The following is a 19,578-nucleotide window of genomic DNA, read 5'->3' on the forward strand; positions in this document are numbered from 1 at the left end:
AGCCTCCGGCAGCAGCTACAGTTCTGCAACTTGCCCATCCCCTTCGCCCCGGAGTCCACCGACGCCTATATCTGTAGGAGCCGCCGGGCAGCGTTCCGTTTGCTGGCGACAAGACCCGCCCGCTATCGCGTCTCACAAGGAGGTTCTCCATGTTCGACTTTCACCCCCAGCTCAAGCAGCGCTTTGCTGCCTTGCGCACGGGCGCCGAATTCTTTTCCCTGCGCTACGTGCGCGAGTCGGACCAATACCTGTCAGTGCGCAAGAACGTTGCCGAACCACCGAGCCTGGGCCGCGACGAAGGGGCGATGCTGACCGCAAGGGTGCGTGGTGTGGAAGCCTACGCCGCCACCAGTGACCTCTCGCAAGGCGGCCTGCAAGCCGCCCTCGACCGCGCCGAACACCTGGCTCGGGTGATCGCCGCCCACGCCCTGCTGGACCTGCGCGAGCAACCGGTATCCAGCCACCGTGGCGACTACCTTTCGCCGAATCTGGACCAGCCCTTCCCATCCCTCAGCGACTGCTACCAGCTGCTGGGCGACGAATCGGCCTCGGTGCCCAAGGACGAGCGCCTGGTGAACTGGCAAGTGGGCATCGGCGTGACCCAGGTCGAGCAGATCTACCTCAACAGCGCCGGCGCCGAGCTGCGCCAGGCTCAGCGGTTTGTCTACCCGGGCCTGGATGTCACCGCCTACGACGGTAGCGACAGCCAGACCCGCAGCCTGGGCCGGGAAAACTTCGGCCAGCAGGGCGCCGGTGATGTGATCAGCCGTTGCGGCCTGCTGGGCGCGGCGCCACGGGTGGCCGACCAGGCGCTGCAACTGCTGCTGGCGCCGAACACCCCGCCAGGCCAGCGGGACCTGCTGCTGATGCCGGACCAGATGATGCTGCAGATCCACGAGTCCATCGGCCACCCCCTGGAACTGGACCGCATCCTCGGCGACGAGCGCAACTACGCCGGCACCAGTTTCGTCAAACAGGAAGATTTCGGCCGCCTGCAATATGGCTCGTCCCTGCTCAACGTGACCTTCGACCCACAGATTCCCGAGGAGTTGGCCAGCTATGGGCATGACGACGATGGCAGCGCCGCCAGCAAGCAGTTCCTGATCCGCGAGGGGCTGCTGGTACGTCCCCTGGGCAGTGCCTTGTCGCAATACCGCAGTGGCCTCGACGGCGTTGCCAACAGCCGCGCCAGCAGTTGGAACCGCGCCCCCATCGACCGCATGGCCAACCTCAACGTCGAGCCCGGCGACCAGCCCCTGGACCGCCTGATCGGCCAGATCGAACACGGCATCCTGATGTCCACCAACCGCTCCTGGTCCATCGACGATGCACGCAACAAGTTCCAGTTCGGCTGCGAATGGGGCCAGTTGATCGAAAACGGCGAGCTCAAGGGCGTGGTCAAGAACCCCAACTACCGGGGTATTTCCGCACAGTTCTGGCGCAACCTCAGCGCGGTGGGCGATCGCAGCACCTTCCAGGTCCTGGGCACGCCCAACTGCGGCAAGGGCGAGCCCAACCAGGTAATCCGCGTCGGCCACGCTTCGCCGGCCTGCGTGTTCAGCAAGATTGACGTATTCGGAGGAGACGCCTGATGAACAGGACGATGAATCAGGCCGAGCAGTTCAAGGCATGGGTGCAGTGGCTGCAGGACGCGATCAAGGAATCGGAACAGTTCACTCTGAGCTACTCGGCCGAGTCCTCGGAGTTCATCCGTTTCAACCACGCCAAGGTGCGTCAGGCCGGGCAGGTGCAACAGGCCAGCCTGCACTTCAAGCTGATCGAAGACGGACGCCACGCCGACTTGAGCATCACCTTGAGCAACGACCCCGAGGTGGACCGTCAGCGCCTGGTCGAAGCCCTGCAACAGTTGCGCGAAACCCTGCCGCTGCTGCCAGCGGACCCGTACCTGATGCTCAATCACGCCCAATGGCAATCCCACCACGTGCAGGACCATCCGCTGCCCGATAGCGAGCAGGTGGTGGCACAGATCGGCCGCGCCGGTGCCGGCCTGGATCTGGTGGGCATCTATGCCGCCGGCCCCATCAGCCGAGGTTTTGCCAGTTCCGCCGGAGCCTTCGGCTGGCATCAGGCCAACAGCTTCAACTTCGACTTCAGCCTGTTCCACGCCAATGGCGAAGCGGTGAAGGCCAGCTACGCGGGACACGCCTGGGACGACGCAGCCTTCGCCCAGCGCTTCGACCAGGCCCGTCAGCAACTGGAGTTCCTCGGTCGACCGCTGCGCACCCTGACGCCGGGGCAGTACCGCGCCTACCTGGCACCGGCGGCCCTGGAGGAGATCATGGGCATGCTGGCCTGGGGCGGGTTCTCGGCCCAGTCCATTGCCAGCAAGCACAGCCCCCTGCAGAAGCTCTACGCGGGCGATGCCGCCCTGAGCCCCCTGGTGTCCCTCGACGAACAGGTCAGCGGCTCCCTGAGTCCGGCCTTTTCCGATGAGGGCTACCCGCGCAGCGACCTGTCGCTGATCGCCGCCGGCAATGCCAACGCCCAGTTGATCAACTCCCGCAGCGCCGCCGAGTACGGCCTGACCAGCAACGGCGCCGGCAGCAGCGAATACCCCAGTGCGCTGAACATGGCCGCCGGGCAGCTGTCGCAGCAGGAGATCCTCAAGCAACTGGGCACCGGCCTGTACATCAGCAACCTGTGGTACCTCAACTACTCGGACCTGCCGGCAGCGCGCCTGACCGGCATGACCCGCTTCGCCACCTTCTGGGTGGAGAACGGCGAGATCCAGGCCCCGGTGAGCACCATGCGTTTCGATGACAGCGTCTACAGCCTGCTGGGTTCACAACTGGAGGCCCTGACGGCGCAACGGGAACTGCTGCTTTCGGCCAGCACCTACGGCCAGCGCCAGACCGCCTCGATGCATTTGCCCGGAGCCCTGGTCAGTCGCCTGACCCTCACCTTGTAAGCGACAAGCCGCAAGCTGTAAGCGGCAAGCTTGAAGCTTATGGCTTGCCGCTTGCCGCTGCCCTTGGGAGATCCCATGCCCGAACGCACGCCTCTCGATGCCACCACCGCCCGCTGGGTGCCCTGGGTGGTGGCCATCGCCTTCTTCATGCAATCCCTGGACGGCACCATCCTCAACACGGCGCTGCCGGCCATGGCCCAGGACCTGGCGGAAGACCCGCTGCGCATGCAGGGGGTGATCATCGCCTACATGCTCACCGTGGCCCTGCTGATCCCAGCATCGGGCTGGATCGCCGACCGCTTCGGCACCAAGAAGATCTTCTTCGGCGCCATCTTGCTGTTCAGCATCGGTTCCCTGCTGTGCGCGATGTCCAACACCCTGAGCCAACTGATCGGCGCCCGGGTGATCCAGGGCCTGGGCGGGGCACTGATGCTGCCGGTGGGACGGTTGGTGGTGCTGCGAGCCTACCCGCGCTCGGAGCTGGTGCGGATCATGGGCTTCATCACCATTCCCGGGCTGCTGGGCCCGCTGATCGGCCCGACCATGGGCGGCTGGATGGTGCAGTACCTGACCTGGCACTGGATCTTCCTGATCAACCTGCCAGTGGGTGCGGTGGGCTGCTATGCGGTGTGGCGTTTTATCCCCGACCTGCGAGGCAGCGAGCGCACCCGTTTCGATGGCCTGGGCTTTGTGCTGTTCGGCGCGGCGATGGTGCTGATCACCATCGCCATGGAAGGCCTGGGGGAACTGCACCTGCCACACCTGCGGGTGATGTTGCTGCTGTTTGCCGGGCTGGCCTGCCTGGCCGCCTACTGGCTACGGGCCGGGCATATCGACACCCCGCTGTTCGCCCCTTCGCTGTTCAAGGTGCGGACCTTTGCCGTGGGCATCCTCGGCAACCTGTTCGCCCGCCTGGGCAGCGGTGCCCTGCCGTTCCTGGTGCCGCTGCTGCTGCAGGTGGCGCTGGGTTATTCACCGTCCCAGGCGGGGATGAGCATGCTGCCCCTGGCGGCCGCGGCGATGCTGGCCAAGTCCATTGCCCGGCCGTTGATCGAGCGCCTGGGCTACCGCATCGTGCTCACCGGCAACACCCTGGCCCTGGGGCTGATGCTGGCCAGCATGGGGCTGGTCAGCGAGCACACGCCTTATCCCCTGCTGCTGGGCATGCTGGCGGTGCTGGGGGCGATCAACTCGCTGCAGTTCACCGCGATGAACACCGTGACCCTGATCGACCTCGACGATGCCGCCGCCAGCAGCGGCAACAGCTTACTGTCGGTGGTAGCGCAGTTGTCCCTGAGCCTGGGGGTGGCCTGTGCCGGTGCGCTGCTGGGCGGTTTTACTGCACAAGTAGGCAATGACGGAGTGAACACCGTGCTCGGCGCCTTCCAGCTGACCTTTCTCACCGTGGGCATCATGGCGATGCTGGCGGCGGCGATCTTCCTCCAGCTGTCGCCCACCGATGGCCGAAGGGCGCGCAAGGTCGAGGAACAGCACATCGAGCATTGAGCCGCACACCTCCCTCCGTAGGAGCCGGCTCGCCGGCGAAGAGGCCCCCGAGCATTGCACCAAGCTCGCGACCGCTTTCGCTGGCAAGCCAGCTCCTACACAAAACCACCTTTGCGCGGTTGCTCGTCCAGAATTTGCAGGTTATGGGAGCGAGGCTGATACACTGCGCGACATTTTGTTTTGCAGGCCAGTCCCGTGACCACCATTGCCACCGCTTTTAATACTTTGCCCCTGTCTCCCGCCATGCTGGCTAACCTCGACTCCCTCGGTTATGCCCAGATGACGCCGATCCAGGCGCAGAGCTTGCCGGTGATCCTCAAGGGCATGGACCTGATCGCCCAGGCCAAGACCGGCAGCGGCAAGACCGCGGCCTTCGGCATCGGCCTGCTGAACCCGATCAACCCGCGCTACTTCGGCTGCCAGGCCCTGGTGATCTGCCCGACCCGCGAGCTGGCCGACCAGGTGGCCAAGGAAATCCGGCGCCTGGCCCGTGCCGAAGACAACATCAAGGTCCTGACCCTGTGCGGCGGCGTGTCCTTCGGTCCGCAGATCGCTTCCCTGGAACACGGCGCCCACATCATCGTCGGCACCCCGGGGCGTATCCAGCAACACCTGCGCAAGGGTTCGCTGGTGCTTGATGGCCTGAACACGCTGATCCTCGACGAAGCCGACCGCATGCTCGACATGGGTTTCTACGACGCCATCGAAGACATCATCGAGCAGACCCCGTCGCGCCGGCAGACCCTGCTGTTCTCCGCCACGTACCCGGTGGGCATCAAGCAACTGGCGTCGAAGTTCATGCGTGATCCGCAGACGGTGAAAGCCGAAGCGTTCCACGACGACACGCAGATCGAACAGCGTTTCTACGAGATTTCCCCGGAAGAACGCATGAGCGCAGTGACCAAAGTCCTGCACCACTTCCGCCCGGCTTCCTGCGTCGCTTTCTGCTTCACCAAGCAGCAAGTGCAGGAAACCGTCGATCACCTGACCTCCAAAGGCATTTCCGCCGTCGGCCTGCACGGCGATCTGGAACAGCGTGACCGCGATCAGGTGCTGGCGATGTTCGCCAACCGCAGTACTTCGGTACTGGTCGCCACCGACGTGGCCGCCCGTGGCCTGGACATCGATGCGCTGGACATGGTGATCAACGTCGAGCTGGCCCGCGATTCGGAAATCCACATTCACCGCGTTGGCCGTACCGGTCGCGCTGGCGAAAAAGGTATCGCGGTCAGCCTCGTCGCACCGTCCGAAGCCCATCGCGCGCAAGCCATCGAACAGCTGCAGAAAGCCCCGCTGAACTGGGATCAGGTCGACAACCTCAAGTCCCAGGGCGGCGCCCCGCTGCAGCCACCGATGAGCACGCTGTGCATCGCGGGCGGGCGCAAGGACAAAGTGCGTCCGGGCGATATTCTCGGTGCACTGACTGGCGACGCCGGCATCCCGGGCGCCCAGGTCGGCAAGATCGCGATCTTCGACTTCCAGTCGTATGTGGCGGTTGAACGCACCGTGGTCATGCAGGCGCTGCAACGTTTGAACAACGGCAAGATCAAGGGCCGTTCGCTGCGCGTGCGCGTCCTCTAACCCCACCGTCCCTGTAGGAGCGAGCTTGCTCGCGATAGCGTCCGAACAGCCGACATCGAGGTTGAACCCGGCACCGTTATCGCGAGCAAGCTCGCTCCTACACAAATTTGTGCGAGGACACCGTTTTGCGTTCTACCCAAGTCGTGATCATCGGCGCTGGCGCGGCCGGCCTGATGTGCGCCCTGACCGCGGCCGGCCGGGGCCGTCAGGTGCTGTTGCTGGACCACGCCAACAAGGCCGGCAAGAAAATCCTGATGTCCGGCGGTGGCCGCTGCAACTTCACCAATATGTACACCGAGCCCGCCAACTTCCTTTCGCAGAACCCGCATTTCTGTAAATCGGCCCTGGCCCGCTACACCCAGTGGGACTTCATCGGCCTGGTGGCCAAGCACGGCGTGCCCTACCACGAGAAGAAACTCGGCCAGCTGTTCTGCGATAACAAGTCCAGCGACATCCTCGGCATGCTGCTCGACGAATGCGATCAGGTCGGCGTCGAACTGCGCCTGGACACCTCGATCCAGCAGATCGAGAAAATGGAGTCGGGCTATCTGTTGCAGACCACCCTGGGCGCGGTGCAGTGCCAATCCCTGGTGATCGCCACCGGCGGCCTGTCGATCCCGACCTTGGGCGCTACCGGTTTTGGCTATCAGGTCGCCAAGCAGTTCGGCCATGAACTGCTGCCGACCCGTGCCGGCCTGGTGCCCTTCACCATCACCGACCAGCTCAAGGAGCTGTGCAGCGAGTTGTCGGGCACCTCGGTGGACTGTCTGGTGAGCTGCAACGAGCAGAGCTTTCGCGAAAACATTCTGTTCACTCATCGTGGCCTCAGCGGCCCGGCGATCCTGCAAATTTCCTCCTACTGGCAACCCGGCGACAGTGTCGAGATCAACCTGCTGCCAGACCACGACGCCCTGGGCTGGCTGCAACAGCAGCAGGCCGAGCGCCCCAACAGCGAGCTGAAAACCCTGCTGGGGGAAATCTTCACCAAGAAGATGGCGGGACTGCTGGCCGAGCACTGGTTCGTCTCCAAGCCGATGAAGCAGTACACCCCGGCGGAACTGGCGGACGTGGCGCAAAAACTCGGCAGCTGGCAGTTGGTGCCGGCGGGCACCGAGGGCTACCGCACCGCCGAAGTGACCCTGGGCGGGGTCGATACCCGCGAGGTGTCGTCCAAGACCATGGAATCGCTGAAGAGCCCGGGGCTGTATTTCATCGGTGAAGTGCTGGACGTCACCGGCCACCTGGGCGGCTTCAACTTCCAGTGGGCCTGGGCCTCGGGCTACGCGGCGGCGCAATACGTCTGAGCCGCTGTGTATCCCTGTAGGCGCTGCCGCAGGCTGCGACAGGTCCGCAGGACCTCAACGGACCTTGAATCGCCGCGCCCCTTCGGGTCGTTCGCAGCCTACGGCAGCGGCTACAGGCGCCCGACCGGCAACGGCAACAGAATTTGTCGGCCGATGTGACGGCGGCATTGCGCCGTCGTCAATACTGGCTCAATTTAGCTGCATCGCCCCGGAAGGCCTGTCCCACTCCATGTCATCGACTTCTTTTCGTCAGTCTCTGCGCCGCCTCTGGGCGCTGGATAAATTCAGCTACAGCGTACGGGTGTTCATCGCCCTGACCGGCAGCATGGCGCTGTGCTGGTATCAGGATGAGATGGGCCTACTGATTCCGCTGTTCCTCGGCATCATCGCCAGCGCCCTGGCCGAAACCGACGACAGCTGGCAAGGCCGGCTCAACGCCCTGGCCGTGACCCTGGTGTGCTTCAGCATCGCCGCGCTGTCGGTGGAACTGTTGTTCCCCTACCCCTGGATCTTCGCCATTGCCCTGGCCCTGGCCAGCTTCGGCCTGACCATGCTCGGGGCTCTGGGGGAACGCTATGGCGCCATCGCCTCGGCGACCCTGATTCTCTCGGTCTACACCATGATCGGCGTCGACCAGCGCGGCGGCGCGGTGATCGATTTCTGGCACGAGCCGCTGCTGCTGGTGGCCGGCGCGGCCTGGTATGGCCTGCTCTCGGTCCTGTGGCAGGCGCTGTTCTCCAACCAGCCGGTGCAGCAGAGCCTGGCCCGGCTGTTTCGTGAGCTGGGTTTCTACCTCAAGCTCAAGTCATCCCTGTTCGAGCCAATCCGCCAGTTGGATGTGGAAGCCCGGCGCCTGGAGCTGGCCCAGCAAAATGGCAAGGTCGTGGCCGCCCTCAACGCCGCCAAGGAGATCATCCTGCACCGGGTGGGCAATGGCCGGCCGGGGTCGAAAGTCAGCCGCTACCTGAAGCTGTACTTCCTGGCCCAGGACATCCACGAGCGCGCCAGTTCGTCTCACTACCCCTATAACGCCCTGACCGACGCCTTCTTCCACAGCGACGTACTGTTTCGCTGCCAGCGCCTGTTGCGCCAGCAGGGCAAGGCCTGCCGCGCCCTGGCCGAATCCATCCAGCTGCGCCAGCCGTTCGTCTATGACGCCAGCTTCGCCGAGGCCCTGAGCGATCTGCACGCCTCCCTGGAACACCTGCGCATCCAGAGCAACCCGGCCTGGCGCGGGCTGCTGCGCTCGCTGCGCGCCCTGGCGGCCAACCTTGGCACCCTCGACCGCCTGCTCAGCGACGCCAGCAACCCCGACGCCCTGGCCGATGCCACCGACAGCAGCCTGCTGGACCGCTCGCCGCGCAACCTCAAGGATGTCTGGACTCGCCTGCGCACCCAGCTGACACCGACGTCACTGCTGTTCCGCCATGCCCTGCGCCTGCCCCTGGCGCTGAGTATCGGCTACGGCATGGTGCATCTGATCCACCCATCCCAGGGCTACTGGATCATCCTCACCACGCTGTTCGTCTGCCAGCCCAACTACGGCGCCACCCGGCGCAAGCTGGGGCAGCGGATCGTCGGCACCGCCATCGGCCTGACCATCGCCTGGGCGCTGTTCGACCTGTTCCCGAGCCCCTTGGTGCAATCGCTGTTCGCCATCGCCGCCGGGGTGGTGTTCTTTACCAACCGCACCACCCGCTACACCCTGGCCACAGCCGCCATCACCCTGATGGTGCTGTTCTGCTTCAACCAGGTGGGCGACGGTTACGGGCTGTTCCTGCCGCGGCTGTTCGATACCCTGCTGGGCAGTCTGATCGCCGGGCTGGCGGTGTTCCTGTTCCTGCCGGACTGGCAGGGCCGACGCCTGAACAAGGTGCTGGCCAACACCCTGAGCTGCAACAGCATCTACCTGCGCCAGATCATGCAGCAGTACGCCGCAGGCAAAAGCGACGACCTGGCCTACCGCCTGGCCCGGCGCAACGCCCACAACGCCGACGCGGCGCTGTCCACCACCCTGGCCAACATGCTCATGGAGCCGGGGCATTTCCGTAAGGAAGCCGACGTGGGGTTCCGCTTCCTGGTGCTGTCCCACACCTTGCTCAGCTACCTGTCGGGGTTGGGCGCGCACCGGGAAACCCAACTGCCGGGGGAAGTCCGCGAGCACCTGATCGACGGTGCCGGGGTCAGCCTGGCGGCGAGCATCGACGAGATTGCCCAGGGCCTGGCCAACAAGACCCCGATCGCCATCCAGAGCGATGCCGAGGAAGCGTTGGCCAATGAGCTGGAGCAGATGCCGGATGAAATCGACGAAGGCCAGCGTCTGGTGCAGACCCAGCTGGCACTGATCTGTCGACAACTGGGCCCGTTGCGGACCCTGGCGGCGCACCTGATCAAAGACACCAGCGACGACGCAAAATCGTAGGAGCCGGCTTGCCGGCGAAAGGGGCCGCAAGATTTATGCAAGGTCCGGGGCCGCTTTCGCTGGCAAGCCAGCTCCTACAGACAGCCCCCCTGTTCGGTTACATACCGTGTTGGCGCAACAGGCGGTCGTAGCTGCCGTCGGCCTTCATGGCGGCAATTTCCCGGTCGAACTTGGCAACGATCTGCGCATGCTCGGGGTTTTTCAGGCTGACCAGGATATGCAGGCCGTTCTCGCTCAGGGGCTTGGGCAGGAACTCCACCGCGTTGCGCACCCGAGGCGATTCCCGGGCCAGGTAGTAGCGGGCGACGTATTCGTCTTCCAGAGTCAGCTTGACCCGGTCCGCCGCCAGCATGCGCACGGCCATGGCGAAGTTATGCACCAAAACTTTCTGCAGGTTCGGGTCGTTGTCGAACTCCGGCGAATAGGCGTAGCCACGCACCACCGCCACCGGGTACTGATGCAGTTGCTTGAGGTTGTTGTATTCCAGCGAGGCATCCTTGCGCTTGATGAAGCGCACTCGGTTGACCAGGTATTCCGAGGAAAACTGCCCCAGATGGGTGCGCTCTTCGTTGTACCAGGCATTGACCAGTACGTCGTAGCGTCCCTCGCCAACCCCCATGAGAGCCCGGGCCCAGGGCACCTGTTCGAACTCGCTGGCATAGCCGGCACGGGACAGGGCGGTGCTGACGATATCGGTGGCCACCCCGCCGTTGACCAGGGTCGCGTCGGTAAAGGGGGGCCAGGCGTCAGCGACCAGGCGCAGCTTCTCCGCAGAAGCGCTGTGGCCCAGCAACAGCAATCCGATCAAAGCCAAAGCTCGATGCAATCGCAGCATGCTAAAAGATCCTTAGCGGGCACAGGGCCCAGCGCGTTCCAGCCGACACTCGAGGGCCCCTGCCGGTATTCGACAGGGCAGCCCAGCCCCTAACACTAGCTCATCAGAACCGCTGCACAGGACTTGAAAACAGATTACACAAAGAAGACAAAGGCCAGTAACAACAATAGTGGCATTTTGACCTAACTCACAGAAACAGCCTCTGGGTGCTGCTCGACAAGACATCCGGCGGCGATGTGCCTAGTATTTCGCACAGCACTTTCTACAGGATATGAAGATGACCATCGAATGGGTCTGCAAGCATCACACCGATCTGGGCAAGGAACAGTTGTACGCCATCCTGCAACTGCGCACCGAAGTCTTTGTCGTGGAACAGAAATGCCCCTACCAGGAAGTGGACGGCCGCGACCTTGAAGGCGATACCTGCCACTTGATGGCCTGGGACGACGACCGCCTGCTGGCCTATGTGCGCCTGCTGGACCCGATCTCCCAAGGCGGCGACGTCGTGATCGGCCGCGTAGTGATCGCCGAACAGGCCCGTGGCCAGGGCCTGGGTCATGCCCTGATGGAGCAGGCGCTGAAACAGGCGCAACGGCACTGGCCAGAAACCCCGATCTACCTCTCGGCCCAGGCCCATCTGCAGGATTACTACGGACGCTACGGCTTCATCGTCGCGGGTGAGGAATACCTTGAGGACGGCATTCCCCATATCGGCATGCGCCGGGCCTGAGACTCAGGGATAACCCAGCACTGTCTTGATCTGCCGCAGATTGGGCTCGATCCAGCCCTTGTCGATGGCTCCCCAGCTATGGATCCGGTAGCGCCCGGCATGATTGCGGGCGCCATCCTGCTGCTCGAACTCGCAGAGGATGTCCAGGTCCGCCAGGGCGGCGATGGTGTCCTGGGCGGTGCGTCGGGGCATGCCCGTGACCTCGGTCAGCGCCGGCACACTGCTGGCCAGGCCGCTGTCGATCAGATACGCCACATACAGGCGGCGGTAGAAACTGCTCTTGGTCTTGCTGACATCCATCGCCTACTCCCTTTCACTAAGCACTAATCCGCCGCTCCCGCCTTGGCTTGCAGGTCGCGCCAGGTCAGGTAGACCCGCAGGTCGAACTCCAGCTGGTGATAGCCCGGCAGCATATGCTCGCAGAGCTTGTAGAACGCCTTGTTGTGGTCCGATTCCTTGAAGTGCGCCAGCTCGTGCACCACGATCATCCGCAAGAACTCCGGCGCCGCCTCCTTGAACAGGGAGGCGATGCGGATCTCCTTCTTGGCCTTGAGCTTGCCGCCCTGCACCCGGGACACCGTGGTGTGCAGGCCCAGGGCGCGGTGGGTCAGGTCCAGGCGATTATCGAACAGCACCTTGTCGATGGCCGGGGCGTTGCGCAGGTATTCCTGCTTCAGTTCCAGAGCGTAGTTGTACAACGCCTTGTCGCTCTGTACCGCGTGCTTGTGCGGATAGCGCCGGCTCAGGTAGTCCCCCAGGCGATCTTCGTCGATCAGCTGGCGCACTTGCTGTTGCAGGGCGACGGGGTAGGCCTGAAGGTATTTGAGTGCAGTCATGAAGGGGCAACGCAAGGTGCAAAGAGCGCCAGTGTAGCGAATTCAGGCCGGCAACGCGCTCCAGTCAAAAGGCTGGGCAAATTGACTGGCACTGCTGGCAGTCAGGGGGCGAGCCACCAGGAAACCCTGCACGTATTCACAACCGCTGGCCTTGAGCCACTCGTATTGCTCGAGGGTTTCCACGCCTTCGGCAATCACCAGCAGGCCGAACTGTTTGCACAGGTCGATCACGCTGCGGGCGATGGCGGCATCTCGCGGCGAAGTCAGCAGGCGAGCGATCAGGTGCCGGTCAAGCTTGAGGGTGTCCAACTGCAGGTCACGCAGGTACGCCAGACAGCAGCTGCCTGATCCGAAATCGTCCAGGGCCACCCGCACCCCCAGCTCATGCAACTGCTGCAACTGCTTGCGAGTCTCGTCGAGGTTCTGGGTCAGTGCCGCCTCGGTCACCTCCACCTCCAGCTGACGAGGCTGCAGGCCATGGCGCAACAACACCTGGCGCAGTTCGGTTGCCAGGTTGGGCATGCCGAACTGGGTAGCGCTGAGGCTGACACCCAACACCAGGTCCGGGCTGAATACCTGTTCCCAATCCTTGCGCTGAGCGGCGCCCTGCTGATAGATCCAACTGCCCAGGCGGCTGATCAACCGCGCCTCTTCCAACAACGGCAGAAACAGCCCCGGCGGTACATCGCCGACACTCGGGTGCCGCCAGCGCAGCAACGCCTCGAACCCTCGCAAGCGGCCATCGGCAATGGCCACCTGGGGCTGATACACCAGGGTGAACTCCTTGCGCTCCACCGCGCTGCGCACGCTTTCTTCAAGCATCAGCCGGGACCGGGCACGACCGTTCATTTCATGGTCGTAGTAACGGTACTGCTGACGGCCGGCACGCTTGGCCTCGTACATGGCGATATCCGCCGCGCGCAACAGGCCATCCAGATTGGAACCGCAGTCAGGGTAGATGGCGATGCCAATGCTGGCCCCCAGCACCACCTCCATGCCATCGATCTGCTGGCTGATGGACAGGCGTTCGATCAGTTTTTCGGCGATTTTTGCCGCCTGCTCCGGGAAGCTCAGCTCCAGCAGGGCCGTGAACTCGTCGCCGCCCATGCGCCCAAGAATGTCGAACGAATGCAGGCATTCCTTCAACTGCTCGGAGACCCAGCGCAGCACCCGGTCACCGGCATCGTGCCCCAGGGAGTCGTTGACTCGTTTGAAGCCGTCCAGGTCCAGGTAGAGCAGGACCAGAGACTTTCCCGAGCGATCGCTGCGCAGCAGGATGTTCTCCACGGTCTGATAGAAACCGCGCCGGTTGAGCAGGCCCGTCAGCGGATCGGTAACGGCCTGGTACTCCAGCTGTTGATGCAGGTGTCGAACCTCGGACATGTCCAGCAAGGTCACCACCATGGCCTTCTGTTCGCTGGGCAGGGGCGCGCAGGACAGGGCCACGCAGATCTGCTGACCGGGGACGGTACGCAACAGGGCGTCATGCAGACGATAGGTCTCGCCCCTGCGGTAGCAGGCGTAGAGTTCGGATTCGTTCCAGTCGGGGACGTGGGGCTTTTGCAGGTAATCGAGGAAGGGCGAGCCTTCCAGATCTTGCACCTGGGCATTGAGCAAGCGCGAGACCGCTGGATTGGCGAAGCGCACATGGCCGCCTTCGTCCACCACCAGGATGCCTTCGGCGGCGTTGTCCAACACCGCGGCGTTGAACGCTCGCGCCACCTCCAGATCATGACTGAGGTGCTGCAGGGCTCGGCGGTTGCGCTGTTGCTCCAGCAAAGCCTGGACCTTGGGCTTGAGGATCTGCGGGTCGAAGGGTTTGAACAGGTAGTCCACCGCGCCACTGGCGTAGCCCTTGATCACGGCATCCTGGGACTGCTCGTTCGCGGTGAGGAAGATGATCGGTGTCAGCCGGGTACGCTGGCTGCCGCGCATCAGTCGAGCCACCTCAAAACCATCCATGCCGGGCATCTGCACATCCAGCAGCACCAGATCCACCTCATGCTCGAGCAACAGGCCCAAGGCCTCGACACCGGAGGCAGCGGTCATCACCCGCCAGTCCTGGCGCTGCAACAGAGCACGCATGCTTAGGAGATTTTCAGGATAGTCATCAACGATCAGAAGAGTGGAGTGGCCTTCGGCCACATCCGGATGCACGCATTCCATGCTGCTTCTCTTGCCTGTAGTAAGACTGAGCGGGTGAGAAAACCTGGCTAAAACTGTGGACTCACTCTAGACCCGGATCTTGAAAAGCAGAAGCCGCCATCACGTCATCGCTCCGCCAATGGCGCCGACTCCCGACTAACGGTCACAGTTGTGCAGCATAAAAACCGGGAAGGATGGCATTTCGATATTTTGCTGACGTCAGATATCCGCCGTACGGACCTCGCCCGGCATCCGTTCTGCGTTATAAAGACGCCCGAAGAAGCGCAGGCTAAAGCCCTCGGCGACCTGCACCAGACCTTTCCTTGCGGAACCTCTCACCATGATCGATCTGGCAACCTGGAACCTCAGCGTTCCCGTCGGCAGCCCACCGGCAACCATTGACACCCCCACCCTGGTCAAAGGCTTCAAGGACCAGTACTTCCACTCCGATAGCGGCACCCTGTTCTTCTGGTCGCCGGTGACCGGATCAAAAACCGAGAACGCCATCTACCCGCGCACCGAGCTGCGGGAAACCTATTCCAACGGCACCCTGCGCAACTGGACCTATCCCGAGGCCGACAACCTGTTGTACGCCACCCTGGCAGTGAAGCAGGTGCCCTCGTCGGGCAAGATCGTCGTCGGCCAGATCCATGCCTACAACAGCACCAAGCCCCTGGTGAAAGTGGAGTACCAGTACAAGACCAGCCAGGGCAGCGGCAATGTCGTGGCCAAGGTGCGCATGCGCCCGGATGACGACGAAGGCCGGGTCATCACCGTCGCCAGGAACGTGCCCATGGATCGGGAGTTTTCCTACCTGATCCACCTGAGCCCCGGTGGTGCCCTGGGGATCAGTGCTGCGGGCTATCAATGGGATGGCCAGCTGAGCGCCACCTGGCGCGACAAGCCGCTGTATTTCAAGGCTGGCGTTTATGTCCAGGACAACAGCGGCTACACCAGCGAGGGCGGCAAGGTGACCTTCTCCAAGCTGGATATCGACCACAACAAAATCTAACCCCGTCTCTGTGCAGGAATCCCAGGCACAAAAAAGCCCGCATCGCTGCGGGCTTTCCGGATGACGCTAAGGCTTAGTTGACCTTGGCGTTCAGCTCACCCTTGAGGTAGCGCTGGAACATTGCTTCCAGGGAGATCGGCTTGATCTTCGAAGCGTTGCCGGCAGTGCCGAAGGCTTCGTAACGGGCGATGCACACGTCGCGCATGGCGGTCACGGTGGCCCCGAAGAACTTGCGCGGGTCGAACTCGCTCGGGTTGGTGGCCATCAGGCGACGCATGGCACCGGTGGACGCCAGGCGCAGGTCGGTATCGATGTTGACCTTGCGCACGCCGTACTTGATGCCTTCGACGATTTCTTCAACCGGCACGCCGTAGGTTTCTTTGATGTCGCCGCCGTACTGGTTGATGATCGCCAGCCACTCCTGCGGAACCGACGAAGAACCGTGCATCACCAAGTGGGTGTTGGGGATGCGCTTGTGGATTTCCTTGATGCGGTCGATGGCCAGCACGTCGCCGGTAGGCGGCTTAGTGAACTTGTAGGCACCGTGGCTGGTTCCGATGGCGATGGCCAGGGCGTCGACCTGGGTCTTCTTGACGAAGTCCGCGGCCTCTTCCGGATCGGTCAGCATCTGGCTGTGGTCCAGCACGCCTTCGGCACCGATGCCATCTTCTTCACCGGCCATGCCGGTTTCCAGGGAGCCCAGGCAGCCCAGCTCGCCTTCTACCGACACGCCGCAGGCGTGGGCCATGGCCACGGTCTGTTGAGTGACGCGCACGTTGTATTCGTAGTCGGTCGGCGTCTTGCCGTCTTCGCCCAGGGAGCCGTCCATCATGACCGAGGAGAAGCCCAGCTGGATCGAGCGCTGGCAGACGTCAGGGCTGGTGCCGTGGTCCTGGTGCATGCACACCGGGATATGCGGGAACTCTTCGATCGCCGCCAGGATCAGGTGACGCAGGAACGGCGCACCGGCGTACTTGCGCGCACCGGCGGACGCCTGAACGATCACCGGGGAGTCAGTCTTGTCAGCGGCTTCCATGATGGCGCGCATCTGCTCAAGGTTGTTGACGTTGAAGGCTGGAACGCCGTAGCCGAACTCGGCTGCGTGGTCCAGCATCTGGCGCATGCTGATGAGTGCCATTGTGTGTGTCTCTCCCGGTCGAGGGTCGTTAATCGTGCAAGCCTGCCGTAGCGGCGACTGCTATTCAAGTGATTGCAGATCGGGGGTCAGCCCGCCCTGTTGTATCCGTTAAAACCAAATCTCTACAGCCCTGTAGGAGCCGGCTCGCCGGCGAAAGGGGCCTTGAACCTTGCACAGGTCTGGAAGGCCGCCTTCGCTGGCAAGCCAGCTCCTACTGGGCCTTGCAGCCGCGGCCGATCAAGTCATTGGTGGCGACCCAGTAAACCAGGCCCTCTTCACCCTTGACGTGAAACGCCAGCATGTCATCGCTGTACAGCGAACCCGAACCACTGGGCTCAAGCTTAAGGCGCCGAACCTGATCGTCGCCCCCCAGGCGCACGTCGACCGCCTTGCGGCTGTCGTCGGTGTAGCGCCAAAGCACTTGTGCCTGGCTGTCACACACCCAGGTCGTCCAGTTGTCGGGAGCCGGCGACTTGAGCAGGTTCAGGTTGGCACACCCTGCCAGCAAGCCCAGCATCGCCACGGCGATCAAACCTTTCATCGATGTTCCTCGGCTGACAGCCCACAGGCCCCAGCGCGTTGCGTTATCCAATCCGACCCGTCAAGGGCAGCCCTGTTCCCTGGTCTTTGACGGTGTCTCGTACTTCTCCAGGCCCTCTGGGCCCAGACGCTTGTTAATCACCGGCGCCGTTTCGGCCTGCCAATCGGCCTGATAGCAGCCTTTGTCCGGCTCACCGGCCTCATCGGCCGATTTTGCCTGGGGAGTGCCGGAGCACCCCGCCAGCAAAGCCGCGGCGATCAACAGTGGCAATGTCTTGACCATCAGAACACTCCTTTGCCCGGCCAACGGGAATCTCAGGCCTTGGCCCGGGCTTCCAGGACTTCAACCGCCGGCAGTACCTTGCCCTCGACGAACTCGAGGAAAGCGCCGCCACCGGTAGAAATGTAGGAGATCTGCTGGGCCACGCCATACTTGTCGATGGCCGCCAGGGTGTCGCCACCGCCAGCAATGGAGAACGCGGCGCTGTCGGCGATGGCCTGGGCCAGCACCTGGGTGCCGTTGCCGAACTGGTCGAATTCGAACACGCCTACAGGACCGTTCCAGAGGATGGTCTTGGAGGATTTCAGCAGCTCGGCGAACTGCGCGGCAGTCTGTGGACCGATGTCGAGGATCATGTCGTCAGCGGCAACATCAGCGATCAGCTTGACGGTAGCTTCGGCGCTTTCGGCGAACTCCTTGGCCACGACCACGTCCACCGGCAGCGGTACGCTGACCTTGGCGGCGATGGCTCGGGCGGTGTCCAAGAGGTCCGGCTCGTACAACGACTTGCCCACCGGATGCCCGGCAGCGGCCAGGAAGGTGTTGGCGATGCCGCCACCGACGATCAACTGGTCGCAGATCTGGCTCAGGCTGTTGAGCACATCCAGCTTGGTGGACACCTTGGAACCGGCAACGATGGCCGCCATCGGCTTGGCCGGGTTGCCCAGGGCCTTGCCCAGTGCGTCCAGCTCAGCAGCCAGCAGGGGACCTGCAGCGGCTACTTTGGCGAACTTGGCCACGCCATGGGTCGAACCCTCGGCGCGGTGCGCGGTGCCGAAAGCATCCATCACGAACACGTCGCACAGGGCAGCGTATTGCTGGGCCAGTTCGTCGGCGTTCTTTTTCTCGCCCTTGTTGAAGCGCACGTTTTCGAACAGCACGATGTCGCCGGCCTTGACCTCGACACCACCCAGGTAGTCGGCCACCAGTGGCACTTCACGGCCCAGGGCGCGGCTCAGGTAATCGGCTACCGGCTTGAGGCTGTTCTCGGCAGAGAACTCGCCTTCGGTCGGGCGGCCCAGGTGCGAGCAGACCATCACCGCCGCGCCTTTTTCCAGGGCCAGCTTGATGGTCGGCAGCGAAGCCAGGATCCGCGCATCGCTGGTGACAACACCGTCCTTGACTGGGACGTTGAGGTCTTCGCGGATCAGTACGCGCTTACCTTGCAGATCGAGGTCGGTCATCTTCAACACGGTCATGGGTCGCAATTCCTGGGTTACTGTTGTTCAGAAACAGAGAGTTTAGAGTCAGAGCGTGGAGTGGCTGTTTGCAGGTAGTGCCCAGCAACATCCAGCATCCGGTTGGCAAAGCCCCATTCGTTGTCGAACCAGGCCAGGATGTTCACCAGCCGAGGGCCGGAAACGCGGGTCTGACTGGCATCGACGATCGCCGAATGGGGATCATGATTGAAATCACAGCTGGCGTGAGGCAACTCGGTATAGGCCAGCAAGCCCTTGAGCGGACCGCTGGTGGCGGCCTCGCGCAGAATCCGGTTGACCTCGGTGGCGTCGGTATCGCTCACGGTCTGCATGGTGATATCCAGGCAGGACACATTGACCGTCGGCACTCGCACAGCTTTGGCCTGAATTCGCCCGGCAAGTTCCGGCAACAAGCGCTCGATACCACGCGCCAGACCAGTGGACACCGGGATCACCGACTGGAACGCCGAACGGGTCCGACGCAGATCCTCGTGGTGATAGGCGTCGATCACCGGCTGGTCGTTCATCGCCGAGTGAATGGTGGTGATCGACACATATTCCAGGCCGATGGCCTGATCCAGCAGGCGCAACAGCGGCACACCACAGTTGGTGGTGCAGGAGGCGTTGGAGACCAGCAGCTCGGCGCCGGTCAGACACTCCTGGTTGACCCCGTAAACGATGGTGGCGTCGACATCCGCCTCGCTGGCCATCGGCTGGGAGAACAGCACCCGTGGCGCGCCGGCGTCGAGGAAACGCTGGCCGTCTGCCCGGGTGTGGTAGGCACCGGAGCATTCCAGCACCAGATCGACGCCCAGGGACGCCCAATCGATGCCTTCGGGGGTGGCACTGCGCAGCACTTTCACGCAGTTGCCATTGATATGCAGACAGTCGCCATCGACCTTCACCTCGCCGGGAAACCGGCCGTGGGTCGAGTCGAAGCGTGTCAGGTATTCAACACTGGCCATGTCGGCCAGATCGTTGATGGCGACGATCTCGAATCCAGCCGCAGCCCCCCGCTCGAACAGAGCACGCAAGACGCAACGACCAACCCGGCCGTAGCCGTTGAGTGCAACTTTATAGGGACGCGATTGAGGCATGGGGTTCTCGATCAGGCACAGGCA

At 63.2% G+C, this 19,578-nt stretch carries 17 protein-coding genes; 8 read left to right on the top strand and 9 right to left on the bottom strand.

Going from position 1 to position 19,578, the window contains the following annotated elements:
- The first annotated feature begins 149 nt into the window (after positions 1–149).
- The 6 genes from PQT43_RS17350 to yccS all read left to right on the top strand — a co-directional run bounded on the left by PQT43_RS17350 (position 150) and on the right by yccS (position 9,742).
- Positions 150–1,592 carry a TldD/PmbA family protein gene (locus PQT43_RS17350; protein WP_110594386.1) on the top strand — a complete coding sequence of 481 codons (1,443 nt, stop codon included), beginning with the start codon at positions 150–152 and terminating at the stop codon, positions 1,590–1,592.
- Positions 1,592–2,929 carry a TldD/PmbA family protein gene (locus PQT43_RS17355; RefSeq protein WP_272754354.1) on the top strand — a complete coding sequence of 446 codons (1,338 nt, stop codon included), beginning with the start codon at positions 1,592–1,594 and terminating at the stop codon, positions 2,927–2,929. The genes PQT43_RS17350 and PQT43_RS17355 overlap by 1 nt, the downstream gene beginning before the upstream one ends.
- Before the next feature lie 75 nt (positions 2,930–3,004).
- On the top strand, positions 3,005–4,435 hold the full coding sequence (gene mdtD, locus PQT43_RS17360) for a multidrug transporter subunit MdtD (protein ID WP_102881123.1): 1,431 nt from the start codon (positions 3,005–3,007) through the stop codon (positions 4,433–4,435).
- Between the two features lie 243 nt (positions 4,436–4,678).
- Complete coding sequence (gene dbpA / locus PQT43_RS17365) at positions 4,679–6,016, top strand: ATP-dependent RNA helicase DbpA (protein ID WP_253084176.1); 1,338 nt, start codon at positions 4,679–4,681, stop codon at positions 6,014–6,016.
- Between the two features lie 125 nt (positions 6,017–6,141).
- On the top strand, positions 6,142–7,320 hold the full coding sequence (locus PQT43_RS17370; protein ID WP_110594383.1) for an NAD(P)/FAD-dependent oxidoreductase: 1,179 nt from the start codon (positions 6,142–6,144) through the stop codon (positions 7,318–7,320).
- A gap of 229 nt (positions 7,321–7,549) precedes the next feature.
- Positions 7,550–9,742 (top strand): YccS family putative transporter, encoded by a 2,193-nt coding sequence (yccS, locus tag PQT43_RS17375; protein ID WP_272754355.1) that lies wholly within the window; start codon positions 7,550–7,552, stop codon positions 9,740–9,742.
- A 97-nt stretch (positions 9,743–9,839) separates the two neighbouring features.
- On the opposite strand, the gene PQT43_RS17380 is transcribed toward yccS, so the two are convergent.
- Positions 9,840–10,577 carry a substrate-binding periplasmic protein gene (locus PQT43_RS17380; RefSeq protein WP_102881127.1) on the bottom strand — a complete coding sequence of 246 codons (738 nt, stop codon included), beginning with the start codon at positions 10,575–10,577 and terminating at the stop codon, positions 9,840–9,842.
- Positions 10,578–10,854: 277 nt separating this feature from the next.
- Between PQT43_RS17380 and PQT43_RS17385 the strand changes: the two genes are divergently transcribed.
- Positions 10,855–11,307: a GNAT family N-acetyltransferase gene (locus tag PQT43_RS17385; RefSeq protein WP_102881128.1), complete on the top strand. Its 453-nt coding sequence runs from the start codon at positions 10,855–10,857 to the stop codon at positions 11,305–11,307.
- Positions 11,308–11,310: 3 nt separating this feature from the next.
- Here PQT43_RS17385 and PQT43_RS17390 read toward each other — a convergent pair whose 3' ends face one another.
- Genes PQT43_RS17390 through PQT43_RS17400 form a run of 3 tightly spaced genes read right to left on the bottom strand, consistent with a single transcriptional unit; the run spans position 11,311 to position 14,309 of the window.
- Positions 11,311–11,607: a winged helix-turn-helix domain-containing protein gene (locus PQT43_RS17390; RefSeq protein ID WP_102862029.1), complete on the bottom strand. Its 297-nt coding sequence runs from the start codon at positions 11,605–11,607 to the stop codon at positions 11,311–11,313.
- Between the two features lie 23 nt (positions 11,608–11,630).
- Positions 11,631–12,143: a M48 metallopeptidase family protein gene (locus PQT43_RS17395; RefSeq protein WP_102881129.1), complete on the bottom strand. Its 513-nt coding sequence runs from the start codon at positions 12,141–12,143 to the stop codon at positions 11,631–11,633.
- A 42-nt stretch (positions 12,144–12,185) separates the two neighbouring features.
- Positions 12,186–14,309, bottom strand: a complete 2,124-nt coding sequence (locus PQT43_RS17400) for a putative bifunctional diguanylate cyclase/phosphodiesterase (RefSeq protein WP_267269044.1) — start codon at positions 14,307–14,309, stop codon at positions 12,186–12,188.
- Between the two features lie 319 nt (positions 14,310–14,628).
- On the opposite strand from PQT43_RS17400, the gene PQT43_RS17405 reads away from it, so the two are divergent.
- The gene (locus PQT43_RS17405; RefSeq protein ID WP_102881131.1) at positions 14,629–15,300 is read left to right on the top strand and encodes a polysaccharide lyase family 7 protein; all 672 of its coding nucleotides are present in this window, start codon (positions 14,629–14,631) and stop codon (positions 15,298–15,300) included.
- 73 nt (positions 15,301–15,373) lie between these two features.
- Here the strand turns inward: PQT43_RS17405 and fba are convergent, their stop codons facing one another.
- The 5 genes from fba to epd form a co-directional block, all read right to left on the bottom strand.
- The gene (fba, locus tag PQT43_RS17410) at positions 15,374–16,438 is read right to left on the bottom strand and encodes a class II fructose-bisphosphate aldolase (RefSeq protein ID WP_003229012.1); all 1,065 of its coding nucleotides are present in this window, start codon (positions 16,436–16,438) and stop codon (positions 15,374–15,376) included.
- A 211-nt stretch (positions 16,439–16,649) separates the two neighbouring features.
- On the bottom strand, positions 16,650–16,979 hold the full coding sequence (locus tag PQT43_RS17415) for an MliC family protein (protein ID WP_102862033.1): 330 nt from the start codon (positions 16,977–16,979) through the stop codon (positions 16,650–16,652).
- Between the two features lie 60 nt (positions 16,980–17,039).
- Positions 17,040–17,261, bottom strand: coding sequence for a hypothetical protein (locus PQT43_RS17420; RefSeq protein WP_102881132.1), 222 nt, complete (start codon positions 17,259–17,261; stop codon positions 17,040–17,042).
- Positions 17,262–17,293: 32 nt separating this feature from the next.
- Entirely contained in the window at positions 17,294–18,457 is a 1,164-nt protein-coding gene (locus tag PQT43_RS17425; protein WP_159889477.1) for a phosphoglycerate kinase, read from the bottom strand.
- Positions 18,458–18,474: 17 nt separating this feature from the next.
- Positions 18,475–19,554, bottom strand: coding sequence for an erythrose-4-phosphate dehydrogenase (epd, locus tag PQT43_RS17430; protein ID WP_110652412.1), 1,080 nt, complete (start codon positions 19,552–19,554; stop codon positions 18,475–18,477).
- Positions 19,555–19,578 lie beyond the last annotated feature (24 nt).

The sequence above is a fragment of the Pseudomonas sp. BLCC-B112 genome (assembly GCF_028550695.1).
GTDB classification, from domain to species: Bacteria; Pseudomonadota; Gammaproteobacteria; order Pseudomonadales; family Pseudomonadaceae; genus Aquipseudomonas; species Aquipseudomonas danubii.